At 38.0% G+C, this 20,898-nt stretch carries 19 protein-coding genes; 9 read left to right on the forward strand and 10 right to left on the reverse strand.

Features of this window, described 5'->3' with window-relative positions:
* Positions 1-89: 89 nt before the first annotated feature.
* Entirely contained in the window at positions 90-1,358 is a 1,269-nt protein-coding gene (locus H1225_RS17665; RefSeq protein WP_239739333.1) for a restriction endonuclease subunit S, read from the reverse strand.
* Positions 1,355-2,911, reverse strand: coding sequence for a type I restriction-modification system subunit M (locus tag H1225_RS17670; RefSeq protein ID WP_239739336.1), 1,557 nt, complete (start codon positions 2,909-2,911; stop codon positions 1,355-1,357). The genes H1225_RS17665 and H1225_RS17670 overlap by 4 nt, the downstream gene beginning before the upstream one ends.
* A gap of 441 nt (positions 2,912-3,352) precedes the next feature.
* On the opposite strand from H1225_RS17670, the gene H1225_RS17675 reads away from it, so the two are divergent.
* The gene (locus H1225_RS17675) at positions 3,353-3,745 is read left to right on the forward strand and encodes a hypothetical protein (RefSeq protein WP_239739338.1); all 393 of its coding nucleotides are present in this window, start codon (positions 3,353-3,355) and stop codon (positions 3,743-3,745) included.
* Between the two features lie 198 nt (positions 3,746-3,943).
* Here H1225_RS17675 and H1225_RS17680 read toward each other — a convergent pair whose 3' ends face one another.
* Complete coding sequence (locus tag H1225_RS17680) at positions 3,944-4,153, reverse strand: helix-turn-helix transcriptional regulator (protein WP_165121797.1); 210 nt, start codon at positions 4,151-4,153, stop codon at positions 3,944-3,946.
* A gap of 105 nt (positions 4,154-4,258) precedes the next feature.
* Positions 4,259-4,858 carry an inovirus Gp2 family protein gene (locus H1225_RS17685; protein ID WP_239739344.1) on the reverse strand — a complete coding sequence of 200 codons (600 nt, stop codon included), beginning with the start codon at positions 4,856-4,858 and terminating at the stop codon, positions 4,259-4,261.
* Between the two features lie 491 nt (positions 4,859-5,349).
* On the opposite strand from H1225_RS17685, the gene H1225_RS17690 reads away from it, so the two are divergent.
* From H1225_RS17690 to H1225_RS17725, 8 genes are all read left to right on the forward strand, one after another.
* Positions 5,350-6,330: a hypothetical protein gene (locus H1225_RS17690; protein WP_239739346.1), complete on the forward strand. Its 981-nt coding sequence runs from the start codon at positions 5,350-5,352 to the stop codon at positions 6,328-6,330.
* Between the two features lie 165 nt (positions 6,331-6,495).
* Positions 6,496-7,227 (forward strand): YaaW family protein, encoded by a 732-nt coding sequence (locus tag H1225_RS17695; protein ID WP_239739348.1) that lies wholly within the window; start codon positions 6,496-6,498, stop codon positions 7,225-7,227.
* Positions 7,228-7,265: 38 nt separating this feature from the next.
* Positions 7,266-7,952, forward strand: coding sequence for a helix-turn-helix transcriptional regulator (locus H1225_RS17700; protein ID WP_239739350.1), 687 nt, complete (start codon positions 7,266-7,268; stop codon positions 7,950-7,952).
* Positions 7,953-7,978: 26 nt separating this feature from the next.
* Entirely contained in the window at positions 7,979-8,197 is a 219-nt protein-coding gene (locus tag H1225_RS17705; protein WP_223673769.1) for a hypothetical protein, read from the forward strand.
* Between the two features lie 49 nt (positions 8,198-8,246).
* Positions 8,247-8,696: a hypothetical protein gene (locus H1225_RS17710; protein ID WP_223673770.1), complete on the forward strand. Its 450-nt coding sequence runs from the start codon at positions 8,247-8,249 to the stop codon at positions 8,694-8,696.
* A gap of 88 nt (positions 8,697-8,784) precedes the next feature.
* On the forward strand, positions 8,785-9,000 hold the full coding sequence (locus tag H1225_RS17715) for a hypothetical protein (RefSeq protein ID WP_239739359.1): 216 nt from the start codon (positions 8,785-8,787) through the stop codon (positions 8,998-9,000).
* A 121-nt stretch (positions 9,001-9,121) separates the two neighbouring features.
* The gene (locus H1225_RS17720) at positions 9,122-9,541 is read left to right on the forward strand and encodes an antirestriction protein (RefSeq protein ID WP_239739361.1); all 420 of its coding nucleotides are present in this window, start codon (positions 9,122-9,124) and stop codon (positions 9,539-9,541) included.
* 136 nt (positions 9,542-9,677) lie between these two features.
* Complete coding sequence (locus tag H1225_RS17725) at positions 9,678-10,502, forward strand: DUF932 domain-containing protein (RefSeq protein ID WP_239739363.1); 825 nt, start codon at positions 9,678-9,680, stop codon at positions 10,500-10,502.
* Between the two features lie 760 nt (positions 10,503-11,262).
* On the opposite strand, the gene H1225_RS17730 is transcribed toward H1225_RS17725, so the two are convergent.
* The 6 genes from H1225_RS17730 to H1225_RS17755 form a co-directional block, all read right to left on the reverse strand.
* On the reverse strand, positions 11,263-12,009 hold the full coding sequence (locus tag H1225_RS17730) for an SAM-dependent methyltransferase (RefSeq protein WP_006535613.1): 747 nt from the start codon (positions 12,007-12,009) through the stop codon (positions 11,263-11,265).
* Positions 12,010-12,019: 10 nt separating this feature from the next.
* Entirely contained in the window at positions 12,020-12,277 is a 258-nt protein-coding gene (locus tag H1225_RS17735; protein ID WP_161769543.1) for a YjhX family toxin, read from the reverse strand.
* Between the two features lie 421 nt (positions 12,278-12,698).
* Positions 12,699-15,923 (reverse strand): type I restriction endonuclease subunit R, encoded by a 3,225-nt coding sequence (locus H1225_RS17740; protein WP_239739364.1) that lies wholly within the window; start codon positions 15,921-15,923, stop codon positions 12,699-12,701.
* 14 nt (positions 15,924-15,937) lie between these two features.
* Positions 15,938-17,167, reverse strand: coding sequence for a restriction endonuclease subunit S (locus tag H1225_RS17745; RefSeq protein ID WP_239739368.1), 1,230 nt, complete (start codon positions 17,165-17,167; stop codon positions 15,938-15,940).
* A gap of 1 nt (position 17,168) precedes the next feature.
* Positions 17,169-19,760 carry a type I restriction-modification system subunit M gene (locus H1225_RS17750; RefSeq protein WP_161748150.1) on the reverse strand — a complete coding sequence of 864 codons (2,592 nt, stop codon included), beginning with the start codon at positions 19,758-19,760 and terminating at the stop codon, positions 17,169-17,171.
* A gap of 125 nt (positions 19,761-19,885) precedes the next feature.
* Positions 19,886-20,800, reverse strand: coding sequence for a restriction endonuclease (locus tag H1225_RS17755; RefSeq protein ID WP_239739370.1), 915 nt, complete (start codon positions 20,798-20,800; stop codon positions 19,886-19,888).
* Positions 20,801-20,898 lie beyond the last annotated feature (98 nt).

Raw genomic sequence — 20,898 nt, forward strand, 5'->3', positions numbered from 1 at the left:
AGTGATACTTGTACGGTATAGAGTATCAGGCGATTAAATAAATGATCACCTTGTCAGCAAAATACGCTTACTAACAAGGGGGGATTATATTAGTTGGTTACGGGTTTTGGTTTGGGAAAGTTAAATAATAAATCTCGATAGTATTCGTATTGCTTCTGTCGTAGCTCAATTTCACGGGGTAAGCCTTCGGAGATTGAGTTTGTTAGTGCGTCGAATTTATCAAGGACAGCAACAATTTTTGCTTGTTCTTGTAGTGATTTTTCAGGATTAGTGGCATAAGGAATCGGTAGTTTGAAATTTTTTATGATTGTGGAGTTAAGATCCCCTCTAGCTCCCTGCCCAAGTACTTTAATACTTTCGTAGTTAAAACTAACCCAATGAAATACATAGCGGTATAGAGCTTTTTTACTATCTATTTCTAAACAGCCACAGTGCTGATTTGTAGTTAATGGTATCTTATTAATAGCTGATCTACCTGCTGTAGCTCCAGAAATTGCTATAATGACACAGTTTTTAGGGATCCATTTTGCGGATGAATTCTTCAATGCAGCTTCAGTTATTTTAACGTCAGTTGCTGAAATATCAGTAAATTTAACCTCTTGAGTTCTTAACCATGGAATTTTGCCATTTACATAATATTCAGGGTTACCTGCTGTTGGAGTTCCGCCAGAATACCATTTTTTAGTAACATCCCCCAATGTCTTCCATTCAACCTCACCTTCTTTAAAACTCAATAGCCGGTCACGATAGTAGTTATATTGTTTTTTACGTGTGGTAAGCTCAGCGGTAAGCTCAGCGGTAAGGGCAGTAAATTTATCTAAAATCCGTACGATTTCAGATTGGATTGCAACTGAAGGAATTGGAATTAACATATCTAAAACATCAGCCATACTTGGGTGTTGAATTCCAGAACCCCGATAATAACTATCAATTAGTTGTGATTGATGCATCATCCAATAGTACAAATATTTATTCAGTAGCACAGCAGTATTGTTTGACGTGGCGATCCTATTATCGGCTGTTACGAATCGACCTTTATAATACTTTATAACATCTTTAACTGGCCGAGATTTTCCCCAAGGAATGGTCACTACTTCACCTTCACGTAAATATGAACCAGCTAATACCTCGTTAGTCCACCCTGTTTTCTCACCAGTTGACAGTAAAAAAACATCACCATTCTTTTGTTCTAACTTAAAAAGCTCTGCTGCAAGTAAGTATTGATAATTAATAACCTTAGGTTGTTTTTTTCTATCAACAGCATTAAATTTTTTATCCCAAATAGTAACTTTCCATAAAGGCAACCACTCAACCTCAACCCCATCTAGTAATTTTTCTAGATAGCTCAACTTACTCATTCCTGTACCTCACTACCTTCAATCTCCGCTACAATCGCATCAATATCTTTGCGTAACTGATCAATTTTGCTAACGGTCGTTTTTAGCTCAGCATTAAGTGCAGCGATATCGACAACTTCACGTGTATCTTTGGCTTCCACATAGCTACTGACAGACAGGTTATAATTATTACTTGCGATAGTTTTATACTCGACAGACTTTGCTAAATAGTCGATATCTACTTTACTATCAAATACCTGAATAATTTTTTTGATATGTTCATCCGTTAGGATATTGTTATTGGTCTCTTTTTTAAATAACTCACTTGCATCGATAAACTGCACATGGGTATCGGTTTTATGTTTTGATAGCACTAAAATATTCACCGCAATACTTGTTCCGAAGAATAAGTTTGGCGCTAATGAAATAACGGTTTCTACATAGTTATTATCAACCAAGTATTGACGAATTTTTTGCTCCGCGCCGCCTCGGTAGAAAATTCCAGGGAAGCAGACGATGGCTGCTCGTCCTTTAGATGACAGATAATTTAGAGCATGAAGAACAAAAGCAAAATCAGCTTTTGATTTTGGTGCTAATACTCCCGCAGGTGCAAAGCGATCATCATTAATTAGTGTTGGGTCATCACTACCAATCCATTTCACCGAATACGGTGGATTAGAAACAATTGCATCAAATGGCTTATCATCCTTAAACTCAGGTGCTAGCAGAGTGTTACCTAGTTTTATATTAAATTTGTCATAGTTGATGTTGTGCAGAAACATGTTCATACGAGCAAGGTTAAATGTCGTATGGTTAATTTCCTGACCAAAAAAGCCATCTTCGATAATGTGATTATCAAAATGCTTTTTTGCTTGAAGGAGGAGTGAACCAGAACCACAAGCCGGATCATAGATTTTATTGACACGTGTTTGACCATGCATAGCCAATTGCGCTATTAGTTTTGAGACGTGCTGAGGTGTGAAGAACTCTCCACCTGATTTGCCCGCATTTGCGGCATAGTTAGAAATCAGAAATTCATAAGCATCACCGAATAAGTCTATTTGATGAGCATCGAAATCCCCTAACTTCAGGCCTTCTACCCCATTTAAGACAGCGGCAAGGCGACTGTTTTTATCTTTTACTGTGCTACCTAATCGGTTGCTGGTGGTATCAAAATCAGCAAACAAGCCTTTAATATCGGGTTCAGATGGGTAGCCTGATGCAGAGCTTTCAATTGCCACAAAAATACTGTTTAAATCTGCGTTTAGTCTGTCATTAGTATTTGCTGTTGCTGCTACATTGCAAAACAGTTGACTTGGGTAAATAAAATATCCCTTCGTTCTCACGGCATCTTCTTTGATATCGTCTGTGATAATATTGTCATCTAATTCTGCATACTTGATACTCTCGTCACCAGCTTCAATATAGTTAGCAAAGTTTTCACTGATAAAACGATAAAAAAGAGCCCCTAGAACGTATTGTTTAAAATCCCATCCATCAACAGATCCCCTGACATTATTAGCGATTTGCCAGATTTGGCGATGTAATTCAGCACGTTGTTGTTGACTTGTCATTTCTTATCCTGTTTAGATTTATTAATCGTATATTCTTGTATCAGTTAAATTAGTTAATTATCTATGCATTGAACAAATAACTAGTACCATTTTCAACTATAACGAGATCCACTTTCTAAGTTGACTATTTATCTGGTGTACCAGTGGCACATAGCTAATTTTTGCAGTAGTACGGATTGGCTATTTTGGTCATGACAATGCTGTAAAATAGACAGTTACTTACTGATTAATAATGCCTAATTCTATTTTTTCTACTTAAACAATGATTGTTCAGATAATACCATAAAGCGATAGATTAAGCTCAGTGTTCATTGATAAGCCAAGAAAGTATTTTTATAAGTTAGCTATAAGCGTGAATGAGATAAAAAGCTCAGAAAAAACGACTACACTATTAAGATAACTTATGTTTTTCATTGAAATTTAACAAAGTAGGATATCGTAATGAATAGACAGCTAAAATTGATACTAGGGCTAGCTTTATCATTGTTATCTATAAATGCTTATGCGGTAACTTGGGATGAATTGGAAGCGGTAAAGACGTCAGAGGGAGTCTCACCTTTTGAGGGGTGTAATGAATATATTATGTGCGAGCTTTTAGCAGAGAAAGGACGTTATAGCGTGGTAAAAACTCAGCTACCTAGAGATTGTGAATCAGGCGGGATTTGGGCTGTTAACGTTAAGAAGAAACAAGCTGTCTTTATGCCTAATATGACTAACTGTGATTTTGATATTGAAAAAAATGCCGTGGTTATTTATCCACAGCAAGGATATGCCAATATTTATCAAGGTAGCACGAATGCAACACCGAGTATCAGTGAAGTCGAGTTGCCTTAATTAAAGAATGATCTTAATTGTATTTGTAACCCACTCGCCGTGATTTAAGCCAGTGGGTTACTGTTAACAGTTATTAATAATAATAGAAACGACAGATACCGTTATGCCTCATGATTAACATGATAAGCGTGATGGCAATGAAATAATTTAACTCAGAAATAAGCGAGGTAAGCGAAAAGAAAATAAGAAAGGCGTTAATTACTTTCTTGATTCTCTAATCTTCTTTTCTAACCATTTTTCTACTTCACATTTATACCAGCGTGAACTTCGCCCTAGTTTAATGGGCTCAGGAAATTCACCCTTTTGAATCAGTGCATAAAACCATTTATCGGTGAGTTTAGTAAATCGAGTAATAAATTTCATATCGATTAATTCACCGTCTAATAAAGAAGTGGGTTGTGTACTCATGATAATACTCCTGTCTTTTATGGGAATGAAAAAGCAGAAGTCGTCTCTTAATTAAGGGAAGAGTATGACTTCTATATCATTACCCTTCTGTGTAAAAAAAGACTATTAGAGGCTATAACCAATCGAACGGTAAGCATCGTTATAATCTTTTGTATGATGCTTAGCCAAGTATTTTACACGCGTTAAAAGGGAATCTACGTCTTGTTTAAAAGAAGGTGAGTTTCTATCTAAATAATATTTCCCGTGCTCTGTAAAATGGACTAAAGAAGCATTGGCAGGATAATTAATATTAAGTGCGCTACACCAAGCAGATTGAATAATAGAAGATAAGCTATTATCACTTTCATTATATCGACCTAATGTGTAATAGATGTCTTTATTCAGTAATAAAAGAAGGTGGTAATGTTTTTGTTTATTCCTTTCACCGTACTCTCTTACCCAAACATAATGTAATGGATTATTGAGACGCCTACCCCAAGCTTTCTCTTTTCTTCTCGTGTCACTGATTAGTTTTGCTTTGAGTGATTCGATAAAGCGTGTCATCACTTTATTATTAGGTGGAATATCAATAGAGGAATAAGGAAAACGGAGATCAACACGAATAGCAATAATACGCGATAATGAATTTATCGCATCATTAATCACACCGTGAATGATTGTTAGGTAAGACGAATTGTAACTCTCGTCAGGGTAGTTAATAAACATGATATTTATCCTTGATAATGGGTTTGTTCATATCAATGGATAGAATGTTTATTTTTTACTTTGTAATTTATTGTTAATGGTTTAATTGAACCGTTATTGGTGAGTTAATATGAATGCTTAATATATATTACTGCGAGAGTGCTTAGTGATGACTTACTCATCTTTATCACAGAGAGGAGTGTATGTATATGAGTAAGGTAGATATACCAATAAAGTGAATATGTAACAAAGATAATCATGTCACAATCTTGGGTATATTACTAAACCAACAAAAGGGAGTTTACCCTCAGCCTTTGTTGAGAAAAAACAGGCTTTCTACCCCCTCTTTTTTTGAGTTTTCTTCTCCCTTTTTTACTCTGATATTAGTTTTAATCATCATCACCTATTTTTCCTTGTGTTTTCTATGTAAAGTGATAATTTGTGTATTTTAAAATGATAACTACTGTGTTTTTTTAGATAATATTTGTTTTTAAATAGATAAGGTTTGTATAATGATTTTAAAGGAAATGAGAGAAGACTTTTACTTTGTGTTACCTGACAAAAAAGATGCTTATATTGAAGTTAAGGCTGACAAGGCGTTGATAGAAAAAATAGAAAGATTAATGCAGGATTACTGTTTCTTTATTGAGGTATTGGATCAAGGTAAGGTAGTTTTTGGATCAATATTAAATTATTTATATGAGTATTATTTCAATAATTATAACTATGATATTCCCAGAAAAGTTTTAAATTCTTTACATGAACAAATCTATAAAAAGACATTACTCTATAGAAAGATAAAAAATTATCATAATAAATTGATAACAATAAATAAAAAAAGATACACAATTTGTGTCTCTTTAGGAATGGATGAAATAAGTCATAATGAATCTTACGCTACTTTTGCAAAAGAATATAAAAAAGTATTATCTCGTTTTTTTAATAATCTTCGGTCTCATGCGTTTTATCAAGATTTTGTGATTGGCTATTTTTGGGTTTTACTCAAGAAAAAATCGAATAATTGTTGCTATGCACATGTGAATTTTTATTTAAAGGATTGTCATTTTAACCAAAAGCTAGTAAGGGAAATAAATGGTATTTGGAGAAAGGTGATTAAATCAGAAAATAGAACAGGTGAGGTTTTATATTTCACAATGAAAGAAAATATTAACCCAGCTGAACAATATGAAAGTATAGGGGATAGCACCACAAGAAGAAAGATAAAAAAGAAATATGAAAAAGTGGTTTCTATTGCATCCATGAAAAATGATAAAACTCTTATTGTTTATCCTGATTTTAATGAAGGTAATGAAAATTATGAATATTATTTCAATAATGATAATAAAAAAGAATTTTTTGAAAATTACCTTATATCGTTAGCAAAAAAATCTTTTTATATACCGAATTTTAGAGGCTATGGTATGGCATCAGTAGAAATGGCAAAAAATAAGCTAAAAAAAGATAAAGAAAAGAATAAATCAAAAAAGTCTTAGATATATATTAATCATTTGAAGCCAAACAAAGGGTTTATCATTGAAGCGACACATCCTGTCGTTTCAGTCTTTTTTATTATTCAAAAATAATCAATTTGCCGGCCATATCCTGTCAGGCGGGTGTTTTATAGTAATGCCATCTTATATTTAATGAGGTATACCAAGATGGCAACTTATCGTATTGATGCAGATTTATCCTTTATTGGGCAATGCAGTAATGAAGACCTCTCGTTATTATTATCAGTATTAACGCATGATGTTAAAGACGGTGAAAAACGTTGGTCTGAAACGTTAACCAACACCCCTGAATATCAACTCTTTTATCCTGACCATCAAAAGTATTGGCCTGCCATTTGTGCAGAATTACAAACTTATGGTGCTAACAGTTTAGTGAGTTTATTTCGTGGTAATAAAGGTGTGTTGTATCGTGAAATATTAACGGATGTCTGTGATAAGTTGGAGGTGAATTACGCTAAAAATAGTGAAACAGAAACCATTGAATTAAATCTTTTATTAAAAGTTTTTGAGAAAAGCTTAGACAAAATGACAGAGGAGGAATTAAAAAAATTAGCTCAAGAGTTACAATTAAATCTGACCAACCCTACCCCGCAACTGATATTAATTGCCATGCAAGCTGCCATTAAAACATCCGGTTTTGCAGCTTTAGAATTAGCTACGTTATCGGCCATCAGTGTCATTAACGCCTTAGGCGGTATCGCGACATTTGGGACTCTTTTCGCGGCTCAGCGAGCATTGGTATTTATCGCAGGACCGATTGGATTAGCGCTAAGCTCAGCTTGGTTATTATCTGATATTGCAGGCCCTGCCTATCGTGTCACGGTGCCGGCGTGCATTATCGTGGCTTATTTACGCCAAAAACACCTTTCTTGCGACTAAGTTGGCTTTTCATTTGTTGCTTTAACGGAATAACGTCTATGTCATCATCTCAACATCGGCATGACCGTTTGGCACAACGGTTGGCCTTTATTATTACCCAGTTGTTTAAAGGAGAAATCTTATCCTTAAAAGTATTAGCACAAGAATTTAATGTGTCAGTACGCACTTTACAACGTGACTTTAATGAACGGCTTATTTATCTCGATTTGGACTATAAAGCAGGATGTTATTGGTTAGCAAAATCACAACGTTTTTTTAGAACCGATAAAGACATTCTGCAATTTGCGTCGATGACGAGCATGGTGCCGTTCTTTCCTTCACTGGATAGAAAGCTTATTTCGGTGTTATTGGACACTGAAGAAGCACCGCCTTATCTGATTTATCATGAGGCTCCTCAGCATTCGCCTTCGTTGTTTGGGGCGTTTGCAGTATTAACTCAAGCTATTATTGATAAACGCTGTATTCAGTTCTTGTATTGCGACACCACGATAAAAGGTATCGCACCGTACAAACTGATTTATTTTGACGGTCATTGGTATTTTTGTGGTGTGAAAGTGAAAAATAAAGCCATACAGGTTTTTTATCTTAAAGAAATGAGTGATGTGTTCGTCACTCAACACACTTTTATTAAACAACAGGAGGTAGAGCAATTAATACAGCAACCGCAGTTTATTACGGCACTTCCTCATTTTCATTATATCAAAACACTCATGATGTCTTCTTAATTTCGGGGTGTCATAAGGAATAATTTATGTCTTCGTTAAATAGAAGTATTGCAAGTGTATTAGGAACACTTGCAACACTGTATCTCGCTTATCAAGCCCAAGCACGTTGTGAAGTAAATATGTCACACAATGATACCCCAACCAGCGTACAACGTGTTGTACGACTGATAATGTCCTTTATCACTGTGGTCATTATTGGGGGTTTATCTGACGCCATTATTAAAGCTACCTTCTCTTCTTTATAAGTGTTTTTGATTATCGGGTTAATTATTTTATTAATTAAGGAGTTTTATTATGCTTAAGAAAATCGGTTTATTCATGATGAGTGCGGTGATTATTCCTTCCGCAAGTGCACTTTATTTACCCGGTGAAGTTCAATCAGACCGTTATACCTATTATTTAACCCCTGAATTTGCTCAACAATTAAAAGTCGAAAATGATAAACGGGAAGGGAAATGGCGATTGGGCTTACCGGCAGGACAATTAGTCTCAGAAACCAATTGGCAAAAAGCGGCAAATAAACCTGCGCCCAAAGCAATTACTTGCATCAGTAGTATTTATTTTAATACGGGGGCACAAGAGAATTGGTTAAAAGTGGCGTGTTTAGATAACCAAGGCCTTGAGTACAGCACGTCACGTCAATGGCCGGCTAAATCCATCGCCACTAAAGTGTGTAAAGTCGGTGAACCACGCTGTGAGTCATTTTTAACCTTACAATCAGATACATGGTCTGGCCCTCAATGAATCAATATAGGTTGATAGCATTATTAACATCAACACGTTTCCCTTTTATACGCCACTCACATTGAGTGGCTTTTTTTGAGGTTTTTCTATGTCGTTATGTCGATGGGTTGCCCAAGCCAGTGGGGCACTCGTGGTTTTAGCATCCGCCTACTGTGCCCAAAAAGCGGTGGATGAAACGTTACAGCAACGCCCTGAACTCAGTGATGATAGCCGTCAAACAGCCCGTTTGGGTGCGGCGTTTACGTGTGCCGTTATCGTCGGCAGTGTGGTGGATAAAAGCATACAAGCGCTTTTTAAACCCTAACTATCACGATGGACAGTTGGTTTTACTCACTCCATCCTGATTTGCCTTCATTAACATTTTAATCCCTATAACGAGGCTCATCACGCCTCGTTTTTTTATGCCCTAAACAAGGAAATTTATCATGTCTTCAATTGAACACGTTATCTCTAAAGAAGTTTCGTTACGCCATCGTGATAATTTTTGGTTTCAGCACTTTGGTGCTATTCCACAATGGTTAAAAATAGAATCCGTTATCTTTCACACCCTCGACCAATTATGTCCTGACTATCACGGCGGTTTTTGGTCGTTCTGTACGTTATCAAATCAAGGCGCTTACCTTTACCCGGATTTATTGGAAGAGAAACTGCTATTAATCAATCCGCATAACGGGCATGAAGCGCAGGTTTCGCCTCACGCGATGGGCATTGTCGTGTGCTTATTAGTTTTCAGCTTGTGGTCATTTAAAACAGAGAGTGAGGTGATGTGTGAACGTTTTTATCAACTGAGGGATTTTGCTTCGCAACACCCAGAAGCGGATGCCATCTTTTATCTGATTGATTAATCTATTATCACCCATTCACATTTGCCTTTCTTCCTGCATTCACCCCATTTGTCTTATTTCTATTGACATTATTTCACCGTATTTAACGCGTTTATTTATCTCACCCTAACCCAATATATTATTTAAGGAATTGATGATGAGTCGATTAGCCTCACGCTTTGGGCGTGCCAACAGTATTCGTCGTGACCGCCCGCTTACAATTGAAGAACTATTTTGTACTGTACCCAGTGTCTTCTCTGAAGAAAAACATGAGTCGAGAAGTGACCGTTATACCTATATCCCTACCATTACCTTGCTTGATAGCCTACAAAAAGAAGGGTTTTATCCGTTCTTTGCTTGTCAAACACGAGTGAGAGACAGCAGTCGAAAGATGCACACCAAACACATGCTTCGCCTGAGACGTCATGACCAAATTACAGGAATACAAGTGCCTGAAATTATCCTCTTAAATAGTCACGATGGTTCAAGCAGTTATCAAATGTTACCGGGGCTATTTAGAGCGGTGTGTCAAAATGGGCTAGTGTGCGGAGATACCTTTGGTGAAGTGCGTGTACCCCATAAAGGCGATGTCGTCGGTAAAGTGATTGAAGGTGCTTATGAAGTACTAGAGACCTTTGATGCGGTCGCTGAAAAACGTGAACAAATGCAATCGTTATTGTTACCGCCACCAGCACAGCAAGCCTTGGCACAAGCAGCTTTAACTTATCGTTTTGGAGAGGAATATCAACCGATTACTGAAGAACAAGTATTACAACCTCGTCGTTGGGAGGATAAGAAAGATGACCTTTGGACGGTATATCAACGTTTGCAGGAGAATTTAATCAAGGGGGGATTATCAGGCAGGAATGCGAAAGGTAAGCGAGCTCGTACACGTTCAGTGAATGGCATTGATGGTGATATTAAATTGAATAAGGCGCTGTGGGTAATGACAGAAAAGATGTATGAGTGTTTAGATAAATAGTAAGTGTTAGAGTTATCACTGATATTATCAATAATCTTGGTACCATAATTTAAATGGTACTAATGCTGGATTACATATAGCTTATTTTATACCATTATTTATTTGAAGCTTTAACCGCTACTAAAAGGTAAAAAGATGGAAATTAACTGTGGTAATAGTGGGTGCGATAATGTAATCACGTTTAGTCTAGGGCAGTTACATAGAGAAGGTAATGGTTCTTCTGGTAGTCACACTTCTTCTTTTACATATAGTGGGAAGATTACATGTTCAAGATGCAATTATGAGAATGAAGTTGAGTATTTAACTGATGAAGTTGATGATACAAATGAAATTTTATCTGTACGGCGCATAAAATAGTAAAATGCCTAGAAAGTTTAATGAGTTAAACTTTTTAGGTTAATACATTAGTTTTGACATTAATTTTAACCTCAAACCACTGAGTATACATTCAAGTATACAAAAAAAATACTATAAATTTATATTAAATAAAAACAATGCATTATATATCAAAAGCGAGTCCGGCCTTCGCACCATAAGAACATCAATGGACGTCAATCGACGTCTTTTTTTGTATCTGAAATCCCAGTTTTACAAGGCTTTTCTCGCGTTTTCAGTCAATGCATGTCAACTTAACTCAACCCACATCAACCTCCGTGTGAGTATATACGTCACTTCGATAATTTTTGTACAGGTGATGGATAAGATCAAAGCAAAGGCGAAGCTCCCGATATTTCCAGCCAGAAACACCGGGAACCTGTTATTACCTAGCGATGAGCGCAAACACGCCCCAGCCAAAGTATTCCCGCGCGTACGTTACGTGGCGTTTCGGCGAGAGTGTTAGCTCGGCCCTGACTTCCTCAGCGAAGTCGTCATCAGGATTAGCCTCGAGCCAGCGGCGCATCGTCAGCCATTTCGCAGCCTCATACCGATCCCAGCCTTCTTGATCTGCCAGTACCATTTCCACCACGTCATAGCCGAGGTCGTCGAACGCGCTGACAAGCTTTGGCAATGTCAGGAAATCAGTCGTCGAGCTAACACCACAGGCCTGAGCTATTTCTTCCGTTGCTGGTAGCTGACGCCAGTAGGGTTCTCCAATAAGCATGATCCCACCCGGTTTGAGGCTTTTAGCCAGGAGTTCGATCGTCCCGGCGACGCCGCCTGCAATCCATGTTGCACCTACGCAGGCCGCAACGTCGCATTTTTCATCCGCCACGAAACCCGCCGCGTCGTTATGAATAAAATGGACGCGTTCACTGACACCAAGTTCTTCTGCGCGTAGCTTTGCCTGAGTAGTGAAAAGCGGGCTCATGTCGATACCGATACCGGTAATGTTGTAGTCGCGTGCCCAAGTACACAACATCTCTCCCGAGCCACTGCCGAGGTCAAGGATGCGGGCATCCGGCTTCATGCGTAACACGCGTCCCAGTGTGGCGTACTTTTCAGGCGTAAAAGGGTTATGAATGCGGTGTTCGCTTTCGCTGATAGTAAAAATGCGTGGGATATCCATGATCCTCTCCTTAACGGTTATCGGTCTGGGCGCGGACGTTATTCAGTCCGGTGGTGTTAATACGATAAGGCTGACCGTTGAGGGATTTGATCAGCTTTTTGGTTTTGAGTTTTTTGAAAACGGCGAGCGTGCAATCGGTAAGCAACAGCCCTTCGCGACTGTAGCATTCAACGGAAGTGACGCGGCCAGATGCATCGCGGACGTACGCAATACGTCCACCTTTAGCGAGAACGTGTAAGGTACGTTGTTCCTGACGGGATAAATTCATACTGGAAAACCTGTTTAATCATCATGTGCAAAATATGCAAACACACAGCGGTGTCCGCATTCGATTTCGGCGCATTGATAATCAGTCCGGCCTGTAAAGGTCGAAGGAACTGATTATCAGATGATGACATTCTCCAGCATCAAAGCCTCGGGTTGAGTTGAAAAGGTATTTACAGAGTGAATGATAACACCTGTTTATTATAAGTGAAAAGGCTGAAGTGAAAAGTGTGATCTCAAACAGGCAACCCTGCCGGCAGTGTGTCGAACTACCGGTAGGATTGTCGCCATGAAATGAAGGTGTCAGACTGTTTTGGCATAATAGACAAATGCCAGCTTGTTCCCATCCGGATCGCACACGTACGCGCAGTGAAAATGAACTGACCCCAGTTTATTGAACAGAGGTTTTTTAATCTAAATGTCTATTATGATGGAAAACCGCATTCGCTGTCTGTTGTGTCAACAACATCACTTAAGAGATCATCTGTTTTTGCAAAAATAAACTGCTTTAAAAACTGATCAATACGAATATTTAATTTAAATGGAGGTAAAGTGACACCATCTTGTTTTTCAAAGTAAGCTTTCGCTTTCGCTTTATTTACAGTTGCTTTTAATGCATCGAAGCGACCAAAATTGTTAAGGTTTTTCTCATTAACACTATCCGCCATTAACGCCATCAGTAATTCTTTATTTAAACCAAGTGCATTAACAACGGCACCTATCTGTGCATTCTCGGCGTTATCTTTATAGGTATTGATATAGTCTCTAAAAGTATGGCCTTCAATTAATTGCGCATCGCCGCGCTGTAAGTCATGTAAGAAAAGCTTAGCGTATTTCTGCTCGCTTTGTGTCAGTGATGCAAATGACTTATGCAGCTCGTTTAATGTGGTTTCAATACTTGCAACGTCTTGAGGATTATTAAGTTCTTTTAAATATTTATCAAAGCGACTGTTCATGTAGTCAGCATCAATTTTTCCAGTATCTATTTCAGTTAAATAACCGCTGATATCAAAAGGAACATCCCCGCCATCAGAACCACTACTATCCGCTTTACTGACTAACTCTTTGTAACGAAGGACGAGGCTTAAATAGGTTTGTTCATCAATGGACAGTGTGACTTCATGTTCTTCATCGTTTTCAGTAAATGAATAGACTAATTGATCCCAATGTAAACCTTGTACTTTAGCCGCCTCTAAATGTTGGTTAAAGGTATTGAATAATTTAGCGAATTTGGCACAAGCTTCGATATCATCAGGTAATTTTTCAAAATCATTAACACCCGCGTTAACAAACAACTCTGAAATATCCACCATTAACGTATTCATGGCCTCAAGATTGCTTTCTAATCTATCAACAAATAGGCCAATCGGTCTGTCACCCGAATAGAGTTTTACAGCATCGTTAATGTGCTGTTCCATGGTATGTGGATAGCGGTAATAACGAATAATACCGTGGGGTTTATCTGGGCCAAATAAGCGATTAGTACGTGAGAATGCTTGAATAATATTTTGATATTTAATGACTTTATCTAAATATAACGTATTTAGCCATTTAGAATCAAAACCTGTGAGCATTTGATCTACAACAATCAGTAAATCTAATTGTTTTGTTGGCTCTGTATGAATGCGCTCATAAGGTTTTTTATGAGCAAGACGAGCAGCTAGATCTTTCTTAAAAGCAGCGTGGCGAGCAAAATCAAAATCTTGACCATAACGATCATTATAATCAGCCATAATTTCTTCTAAGCCATCGCCTTTAAAAGTGGGGCCACGGTTACCACTGCCGTCATTATCAATATGGGGATCAAATAGGGCGGATACTTTTAGTTCAGGATTGGCTTTTTTTAAACGACGGTAATAATCAATGGCTTCGGCGATACTATTAGTGGCTAAAATGGCATGAAATTTATTACCTTGGCTAAGGACATCCCACTTATCTAATATGTCACTTACCACTTTTTCTTGGTGGGCATCCGTTAAATATTGGCTTTTAGGAATATAATCTTCAATTCCTTTATGATATTTACCTTTGGCATCTTTGTAGCCAGCCATAGGAACATCATTCATAAAATAATTAAATTTTTTCTTTTTGGCCGGATCACCCATGACCTCTTGCACGGAGTTAGCCTTAGCTTGCTCTAATGCGACAGCCTTTCTTATGTCACTGTCTTTAAATGTAGGGACTTTGTAAGGGTCAAAACCCAGTACGTTGCCATCGCGTATTCCATCAGCAATGCTATAACGATGTAATTCATTGCCAAAAACGGTGCTAGTCGTATTCCCATTTTTTTCGTTTTCTTCTTGGATCGGCGTACCTGTAAAGCCAAAAAAGAGGGCGCGTGGAAAGGTTCGTTTAATAATAACCAGCATATCGCCGAAAGTAGAGCGGTGTGCTTCATCAATAATAAACACTAAGCGCTTGGCACGTATTGTTTCAATATCCGCAGAGTTCGTCGCCGTTCCTTCATCATCAACTTCCTCAAAAATATTGCTCATTTTCTGAATGGAACTCACAATTAAGGTATCGGCTGGATTATTGCTTTTTAATTTAGTAATAAGAACATAGGTATTTTCAGTGGCTTGTACGTCTTCGCCATCTCCTGCAAAATTACGATATTCGGCAAGCGACTGGGTTCCTAATTCAATTCTGTCCATTAAAAAAATAACTTTATCGGCATCTTTGGATTGTGCAATCAACTGTGCTGATTTAAAGCTGGTCATGGTTTTACCTGAACCGGTGGTATGCCACACATATCCGCCAAGGCGGTCAGGATTATTTGTTGCACTACCCAGTTGGTGCCAATGCGTTTTAGCGACTTTATCCGATATCGCATTGGCTGCGTAATATTGATAACTACGCATCACTTTAAGAATGCCGTCAGTATCATCTGCAACGGTATAAAAGCCAATTAACTGGTGTGCCATGGGAATGGAAAGCAAGGTTGATGCAATATCTTTCCAATGATTCATCGGCTCGTTATTAAAATCGGCCCAGTTAAATTGATAGTTGGGGTTAAATTTACCGTCCATTCCGGGGTTAGCAAAGTATTTGGTTTCGTTTGGTTCCATTGCCACAAATACTTGGATCAGTGAAAACAGCCCGCTAAATATCCCTTCTGCACTGTATTTTTCGATTTGGTTGACGGCTTGGCTAACAGGAATACCACTGCGTTTTAGCTCAACATGGATCACAGGCATGCCGTTGATAAGTAATAATACATCACCACGCCTATCGTTACGCAAAGGGCTACCACGTTCAAATTGGGGTTGCTGTGCAATTTGGTAACGACTTTGACCGGCGGCAATTTCTTGGCGATCGTAAATTTTTAAGCTGATTTCTTTACCAAGATGCAAGGTATCGTCAGGGTTATCGCGCTTAATGGCGATAGTTTTGCCATTAATTAAACCGTTTAATTTGATTGGCGTTTTTAGCGCTTTGATTTGCTCAATAATCTGTTGCATTTCGCCATCGGTTAATGGCACATCGTTTAGGCGATCACGCTGGCGATTATTCTCAAATAAAATATTTGCCCAGTTTTGCAGTAAATCCGCTTCGGTTTTGTTTTTCAGTATTTCAGGCTCCCACCCTTTTTGGGTGAGAACGTTAATAAAAGCCTGTTCGAATTCTGCTTCAGTTTTAAACGTTGTCATAATGGCACTCCCTGCTAGATAAACATTTTGCTTAAGCAAGCTTGCTTGATATGGTTAAGTTTAGTGATCTGTTGTTGGTGTTGGTTGATTAGTTCGTCGAGCTTTTGGAAATAATTGCCGATGGCGATTTGTTCAAGTTTAGATTTAGGAAAAGTTATTATTTTTGATAGTAATTCTTCCTTGGTTATACCTTTTATCGAAGTTCCTTGAACTTGCTCTTTTTCAATTTGTAGTTGCTTCCAGATAGCATAAGCCGAAAATTGTGCATCAACTTTCAAATCACTCAAGGATAAAAAATCTTGGCTAGTGGCAAACTTATCTTTCATTAACGAAAGTTTTCCTACGCCTACTCTTGTGACGATTGCTATCGAATTACCAGAAATCAACTTAGTTGCTGACTTATTTATAGCTACTTTAGTGATATATTTTTTTGCATTCACTGAGCTAACATCACCATCCGCTATGTCAGAGGATTGAATCCAAGGAATATTACCTTGCCAAAAGCTTTTCTCACTAGTTGAAGGTGTTCCTCCGCCAAAAGTTGAGCCGCAAATCTCACCAATTGAATTATTTAACCACTCCCCACGAAATCCCTTAAAGCGAATCTCAGGTACGGTTTCGCCTTGTTTAGGAAACATTTTTTCTAGCATGGCTTTTTTAATATTATTGAGTTTGTCATGCTTTTGTTGGTGCTGGTTGATTAAATTATCGAGCTTTTGGAAATAGTTGCCGATGGTGGTTTGTTCAACTTTAGACTTAGGGAAAGTTATTATTTTTGATAATAATTCTTCCTTGGTTATACCTTTTATCGAAGTTCCTTGAACTTGCTCTTTTTCAATTTGTAGTTGCTTCCAGATAGCATAAGCCGAAAATTGTGCATCAACTTTCAAATCACTCAAGGATAAAAAATCTTGGCTAGTGGTAAACCTATCTTTCATTAGCGAAAGTTTTCCTACGCCTACTCTTGTGACGATCGCTATCGAATTACCAGAAATCAACTTAGTTGCAGACTTATTTACAGCTACTTTAGTGATATATTTTTTTGCATTCACTGAGCTAACATCACCATCCGCTATGTCAGAGGATTGAATCCAAGGAATATTGCCTTGCCAAAAGCTTTTCTCACTAGTTGAAGGTGTTCCTCCGCCAAAAATTGAGCCGCAAATCTCACCAATTGGATTATTTAACCACTCCCCACTAAACCCCTTAAAGCGAATTTCAGGTACTTTCTTATCTGCACACATCTTATTCACCCTTTAATAAGCTAGCGAGTTCAGTTAAACCCTGCATATCAAACTTATTACCCGTCAGTTCGCCCATCATGTCAGCCAATTCTTTTTCAGTGGTTTTTATTTCATTGGCGACTTGTGAATAAGTCACTGCATATTTATCGGCTAATGCTTGTACTTGACGGGTTAGTTGGGTAATTACCGTGTTTGGCAAGGTTAGAAGTTCATTGCACAGTGGGGCAATCCATTTAAGGTGTAGCAGCGTATGGACTTGCTCATCACTTAACGCTTCGAGGGTCGTCTTTGTTTTTAAATGAAGCGCGATGCTTGCGTCTTTTACCGCTTTTTTCAGCGCTTTTTCTTTATCGATAAGCTTACTTGCTTCAATGATTTTTGCTTCATAGCTCTCTGGCGCGAATTTGGTTTTTGCATCTTTTTGCTCTTTTAAGAAGACTTTAGCCGCTTTACCCACTTCCGTATTTGCAAAGCCATCTTTGCTCTCTTTTACGGTTTCTTGCTCTTTTTCTTCTTCAGTCAGTGATTCAAAAATCTCTTCTAGGGAGCTGGTGATTTCTGCTAACCGTGTTTCTTGATCAGTCAGAGCTTGTAAGTCATCGCTTAAATAGGTTTGTTGTACTAAATCAAACGGCAGTATATGACCCTTCCAACCGTCTTGTACTTCGATATCTTTGCCATTTTTTTTCTTTATCACCATATTGGGATCGACTTTTTTAGTGGCACTAAAGTCTTCCGTTTGTATCATTTCTAAATCGGCGCTAATGACCTGCCATTGGTTATTAAGAAATTGATAAGCTTGGTATTTGTCGATTAAGGCAATAGGGGCTAAGCGAGTAAACAGTTCAACACTGAGTGCTTCTTCTTGCTGATTACGATTAACGTTTTTGTAGTTTTGTATTAGCTGGTGGTTTAGATGATCATCAAAACCATTAAAAGCTTGATTGTAGTGTTTGATAAACGCGACTACTTCAGAGTGCTGACTAATAAAAGCATTAACTGCTGATTTTTCAATCGCAAGCTCACTATAAGCCTCTGATTTTGGTGTAAACAACGCATGGTGTAATTGTGGAAATGCTTGCCAATACTGATGTAGCGCTGCAATTTCACTGTTAGGAATACCACCTAGCATCGTAGCATGTAAATCCCAACTTTCTGGCGTTTCCGAAGAGTCGACATAGCGCGGAATATTCAGGTTGTAGCCATTATCTTGGAGCGTTTTTTTGCTGACCACTTGCGAAAATTTATCAATATTTTCGCGATTAATCACTGCGTCAGTAATGCGTTTGATATCACTGGCTTGTAACTTATTATTTTTACCTTCTTTTATAAAATGCTTGGAAGCATCAATAATTAATACATCAGTATTTTCACGTTTTTGTTTAAGAACCAAAATGACGGTAGGAATACCCGTGCCAAAAAAGATATTGGCGGGTAAACCGATAATGGTATCAATGTGATTTTGTTCAATAAGTTGTTTGCGAATTTCACCTTCTTCACCGCCACGGAATAACACACCATGGGGCAAGACGATAGTCATAATGCCATTAGGCTTTAAGTGATAGAGGTCATGCAGTAAAAATGCAAAATCGGCTTTCGTTTTCGGGGCGAGACCAAAGCGTGAATAGCGAGGATCGTTACTTTTATCCGTAGGTTCCCAATTTTGAGAATAAGGGGGATTGGAGACTACAGCATCGACATATAATGTTTCGTATGAGCCTTGTGGATCATTTTCATCAAAATACGGCCAATCGTCTTCTAGTGTATCCCCATTACGGGTTTTAATATTGCTGGCTTTAATACCGCGCATGATTAGGTTCATACGGGTTAAGTTGTAGGTGTTCGCTTTTAATTCTTGGGCGTAATAGGTGACGCTATCTTTATTTTTAGCATATTTCTGAACCGCTTCACCAATATTGATCAATAACGAACCTGAGCCTGAAGTTGGATCGTAAATTTCAATATTATCTTTATCTTTTAATGCGTGAGCGACAATATTCGACATCAGTACAGAGACTTCATGTGGAGTATAAAACTCACCCGCTTTTTTACCTGCATTAGCGGCAAACTTTTCAATCAAGTATTCGTAAATATAACCCAGTACGTCGTATCCTTGATTGGCATTCATTGGAATGCTTTTGATTAAGTGTAATAAATCACTGATAGCTTTGGTTCGTTTACCTGCACTTTCGCCCAGCTTGCTTAAACCTGTTTCTAAGGTCGTAAAAATGCCTTCAAAGAGTTTTTTGTAGGTAGGTGAAATTAAACGGCTGAAGGCAGAAAGCGCATCACGCACATTGGATTCATCAAATTCAAATTTTGGATCAACCCATGTAGAAAAAAGATTGTCATAAGCAATAAAGTAACCCAAGTTACTTTGCACATATTGAACAGTATCGGTGTCTTCTTCATTAAGGTTTTTGATATCTTCGGCTGTCATCCCTTCTTTGGTGACAAACTGCACTAGTTGGTCGCTTAGGTATTTGTAAAAGATAAAACCAAGTATGTAATCTTTGTATTCGTTCGCTTCAATTTTAGAACGCATTTGGTTAGCCGATTCCCAAATCTTTGCGGCTAATTGTTGTTTATTCATATCCTACTCTAATAATTATTTATTTGTGACTGAGCAATGCGCGTAAAGAGGGCAAAGCAAGTACCGAAATTGGATTTGTCTGTATTAAACACTATTGGTATAACAATGTCTGCAACCCATTGTCATTACTCAAAATAATCCATATCCAACTTAGGTAACTTGACTATTTGTGAACTTACACCAATTTCGTTATCCATCATCAAGTTAACTAAACGATTACCATCAATAAGTACTAATCCTTCAACTGACTTTGCAAAGTCAATGGCTTGAGCACTATAACCCGATGTGGTAATAAAAATGCCTCGCTTGGCTTTTTGACCGATAAGGGCGCCATAAAACGCTTGTAAATTAGGGCGTCCGACAGTACCTTGCCAGCGTTTTGCTTGAACATAAATTTTTTCTAGCCCCAGTTTATCTAGGGAAATTATTCCATCAATCCCCCCATCACCAGCACCACCAACTCGTTTTAAATCATCACGATGGCCGCCATAACCTAGTTTATGCAGTATATCTAATACAATAAATTCAAAGCGAGTAGGTGATACTTGAAGTAAATTTTCGAGTAAATCAATAGCGATAGATTCACGAATTTCTTTTAATGCATCGTTTAGACGCTCGTCTGGGCTTCGTATCTGTTGGGAGTTATCTGGGGTGCGCGGTGTATCTTCATCGAGTAATACGACATCAGGATTAGTGTTAAGTTTTACATCAACAAAATCCAAAGCTAAGTGATCGATTTGTTCTTTAGTGAGAGGAAATGGATTATTTTTGATCCATTCAAAACCGGCTTCTGTTAGGCACCATTTACCTCTAGATAAGCTTTGCGACAGTCCAGCCCGTTTTAATCTATCATGAGCCCAGCCCGCACGATTTTTATAGACTAATTGTCCACTTGAAAGGAGTTCTGCACACTGATTATCATCTAATTCTAATATGTTGGCGACGTTTTCATGGACATCTTTTGCTGCAATACCTTCAGGGTGATGTTTTAAAAAACGTAAGACAGGTTCAATAAATTTATCGTAGGTTGGGACTGCCATGGAAATCCTCTATAAGAGATGTTTAGCATGAATTTCTATACTATGGCACTGAACTTCATGGATGTTAAGTTAGAGATTGAGTGTATTATAAATGCCCA

The organism is Proteus penneri (assembly GCF_022369495.1).
GTDB classification, from domain to species: Bacteria; Pseudomonadota; Gammaproteobacteria; order Enterobacterales; family Enterobacteriaceae; genus Proteus; species Proteus penneri.

What these genes read in the sequence shown, in the direction of transcription:
- H1225_RS17720 (WP_239739361.1), top strand. Translation starts at nt 9,122, where the DNA reads ATGTCTTCAATTGAACACGTTATCTCTAAAGAAGTTTCGTTACGCCAT.
- H1225_RS17750 (WP_161748150.1), bottom strand. Translation starts at nt 19,760, where the DNA reads ATGAATAAACAACAATTAGCCGCAAAGATTTGGGAATCGGCTAACCAA.
- H1225_RS17725 (WP_239739363.1), top strand. Translation starts at nt 9,678, where the DNA reads ATGAGTCGATTAGCCTCACGCTTTGGGCGTGCCAACAGTATTCGTCGT.
- H1225_RS17695 (WP_239739348.1), top strand. Translation starts at nt 6,496, where the DNA reads ATGGCAACTTATCGTATTGATGCAGATTTATCCTTTATTGGGCAATGC.
- H1225_RS17715 (WP_239739359.1), top strand. Translation starts at nt 8,785, where the DNA reads ATGTCGTTATGTCGATGGGTTGCCCAAGCCAGTGGGGCACTCGTGGTT.
- H1225_RS17705 (WP_223673769.1), top strand. Translation starts at nt 7,979, where the DNA reads ATGTCTTCGTTAAATAGAAGTATTGCAAGTGTATTAGGAACACTTGCA.
- H1225_RS17755 (WP_239739370.1), bottom strand. Translation starts at nt 20,800, where the DNA reads ATGGCAGTCCCAACCTACGATAAATTTATTGAACCTGTCTTACGTTTT.
- H1225_RS17745 (WP_239739368.1), bottom strand. Translation starts at nt 17,167, where the DNA reads ATGTGTGCAGATAAGAAAGTACCTGAAATTCGCTTTAAGGGGTTTAGT.
- H1225_RS17685 (WP_239739344.1), bottom strand. Translation starts at nt 4,858, where the DNA reads ATGTTTATTAACTACCCTGACGAGAGTTACAATTCGTCTTACCTAACA.
- H1225_RS17710 (WP_223673770.1), top strand. Translation starts at nt 8,247, where the DNA reads ATGCTTAAGAAAATCGGTTTATTCATGATGAGTGCGGTGATTATTCCT.
- H1225_RS17675 (WP_239739338.1), top strand. Translation starts at nt 3,353, where the DNA reads ATGAATAGACAGCTAAAATTGATACTAGGGCTAGCTTTATCATTGTTA.
- H1225_RS17680 (WP_165121797.1), bottom strand. Translation starts at nt 4,153, where the DNA reads ATGAGTACACAACCCACTTCTTTATTAGACGGTGAATTAATCGATATG.
- H1225_RS17735 (WP_161769543.1), bottom strand. Translation starts at nt 12,277, where the DNA reads ATGAATTTATCCCGTCAGGAACAACGTACCTTACACGTTCTCGCTAAA.
- H1225_RS17740 (WP_239739364.1), bottom strand. Translation starts at nt 15,923, where the DNA reads ATGACAACGTTTAAAACTGAAGCAGAATTCGAACAGGCTTTTATTAAC.
- H1225_RS17665 (WP_239739333.1), bottom strand. Translation starts at nt 1,358, where the DNA reads ATGAGTAAGTTGAGCTATCTAGAAAAATTACTAGATGGGGTTGAGGTT.
- H1225_RS17690 (WP_239739346.1), top strand. Translation starts at nt 5,350, where the DNA reads ATGATTTTAAAGGAAATGAGAGAAGACTTTTACTTTGTGTTACCTGAC.
- H1225_RS17700 (WP_239739350.1), top strand. Translation starts at nt 7,266, where the DNA reads ATGTCATCATCTCAACATCGGCATGACCGTTTGGCACAACGGTTGGCC.
- H1225_RS17670 (WP_239739336.1), bottom strand. Translation starts at nt 2,911, where the DNA reads ATGACAAGTCAACAACAACGTGCTGAATTACATCGCCAAATCTGGCAA.
- H1225_RS17730 (WP_006535613.1), bottom strand. Translation starts at nt 12,009, where the DNA reads ATGGATATCCCACGCATTTTTACTATCAGCGAAAGCGAACACCGCATT.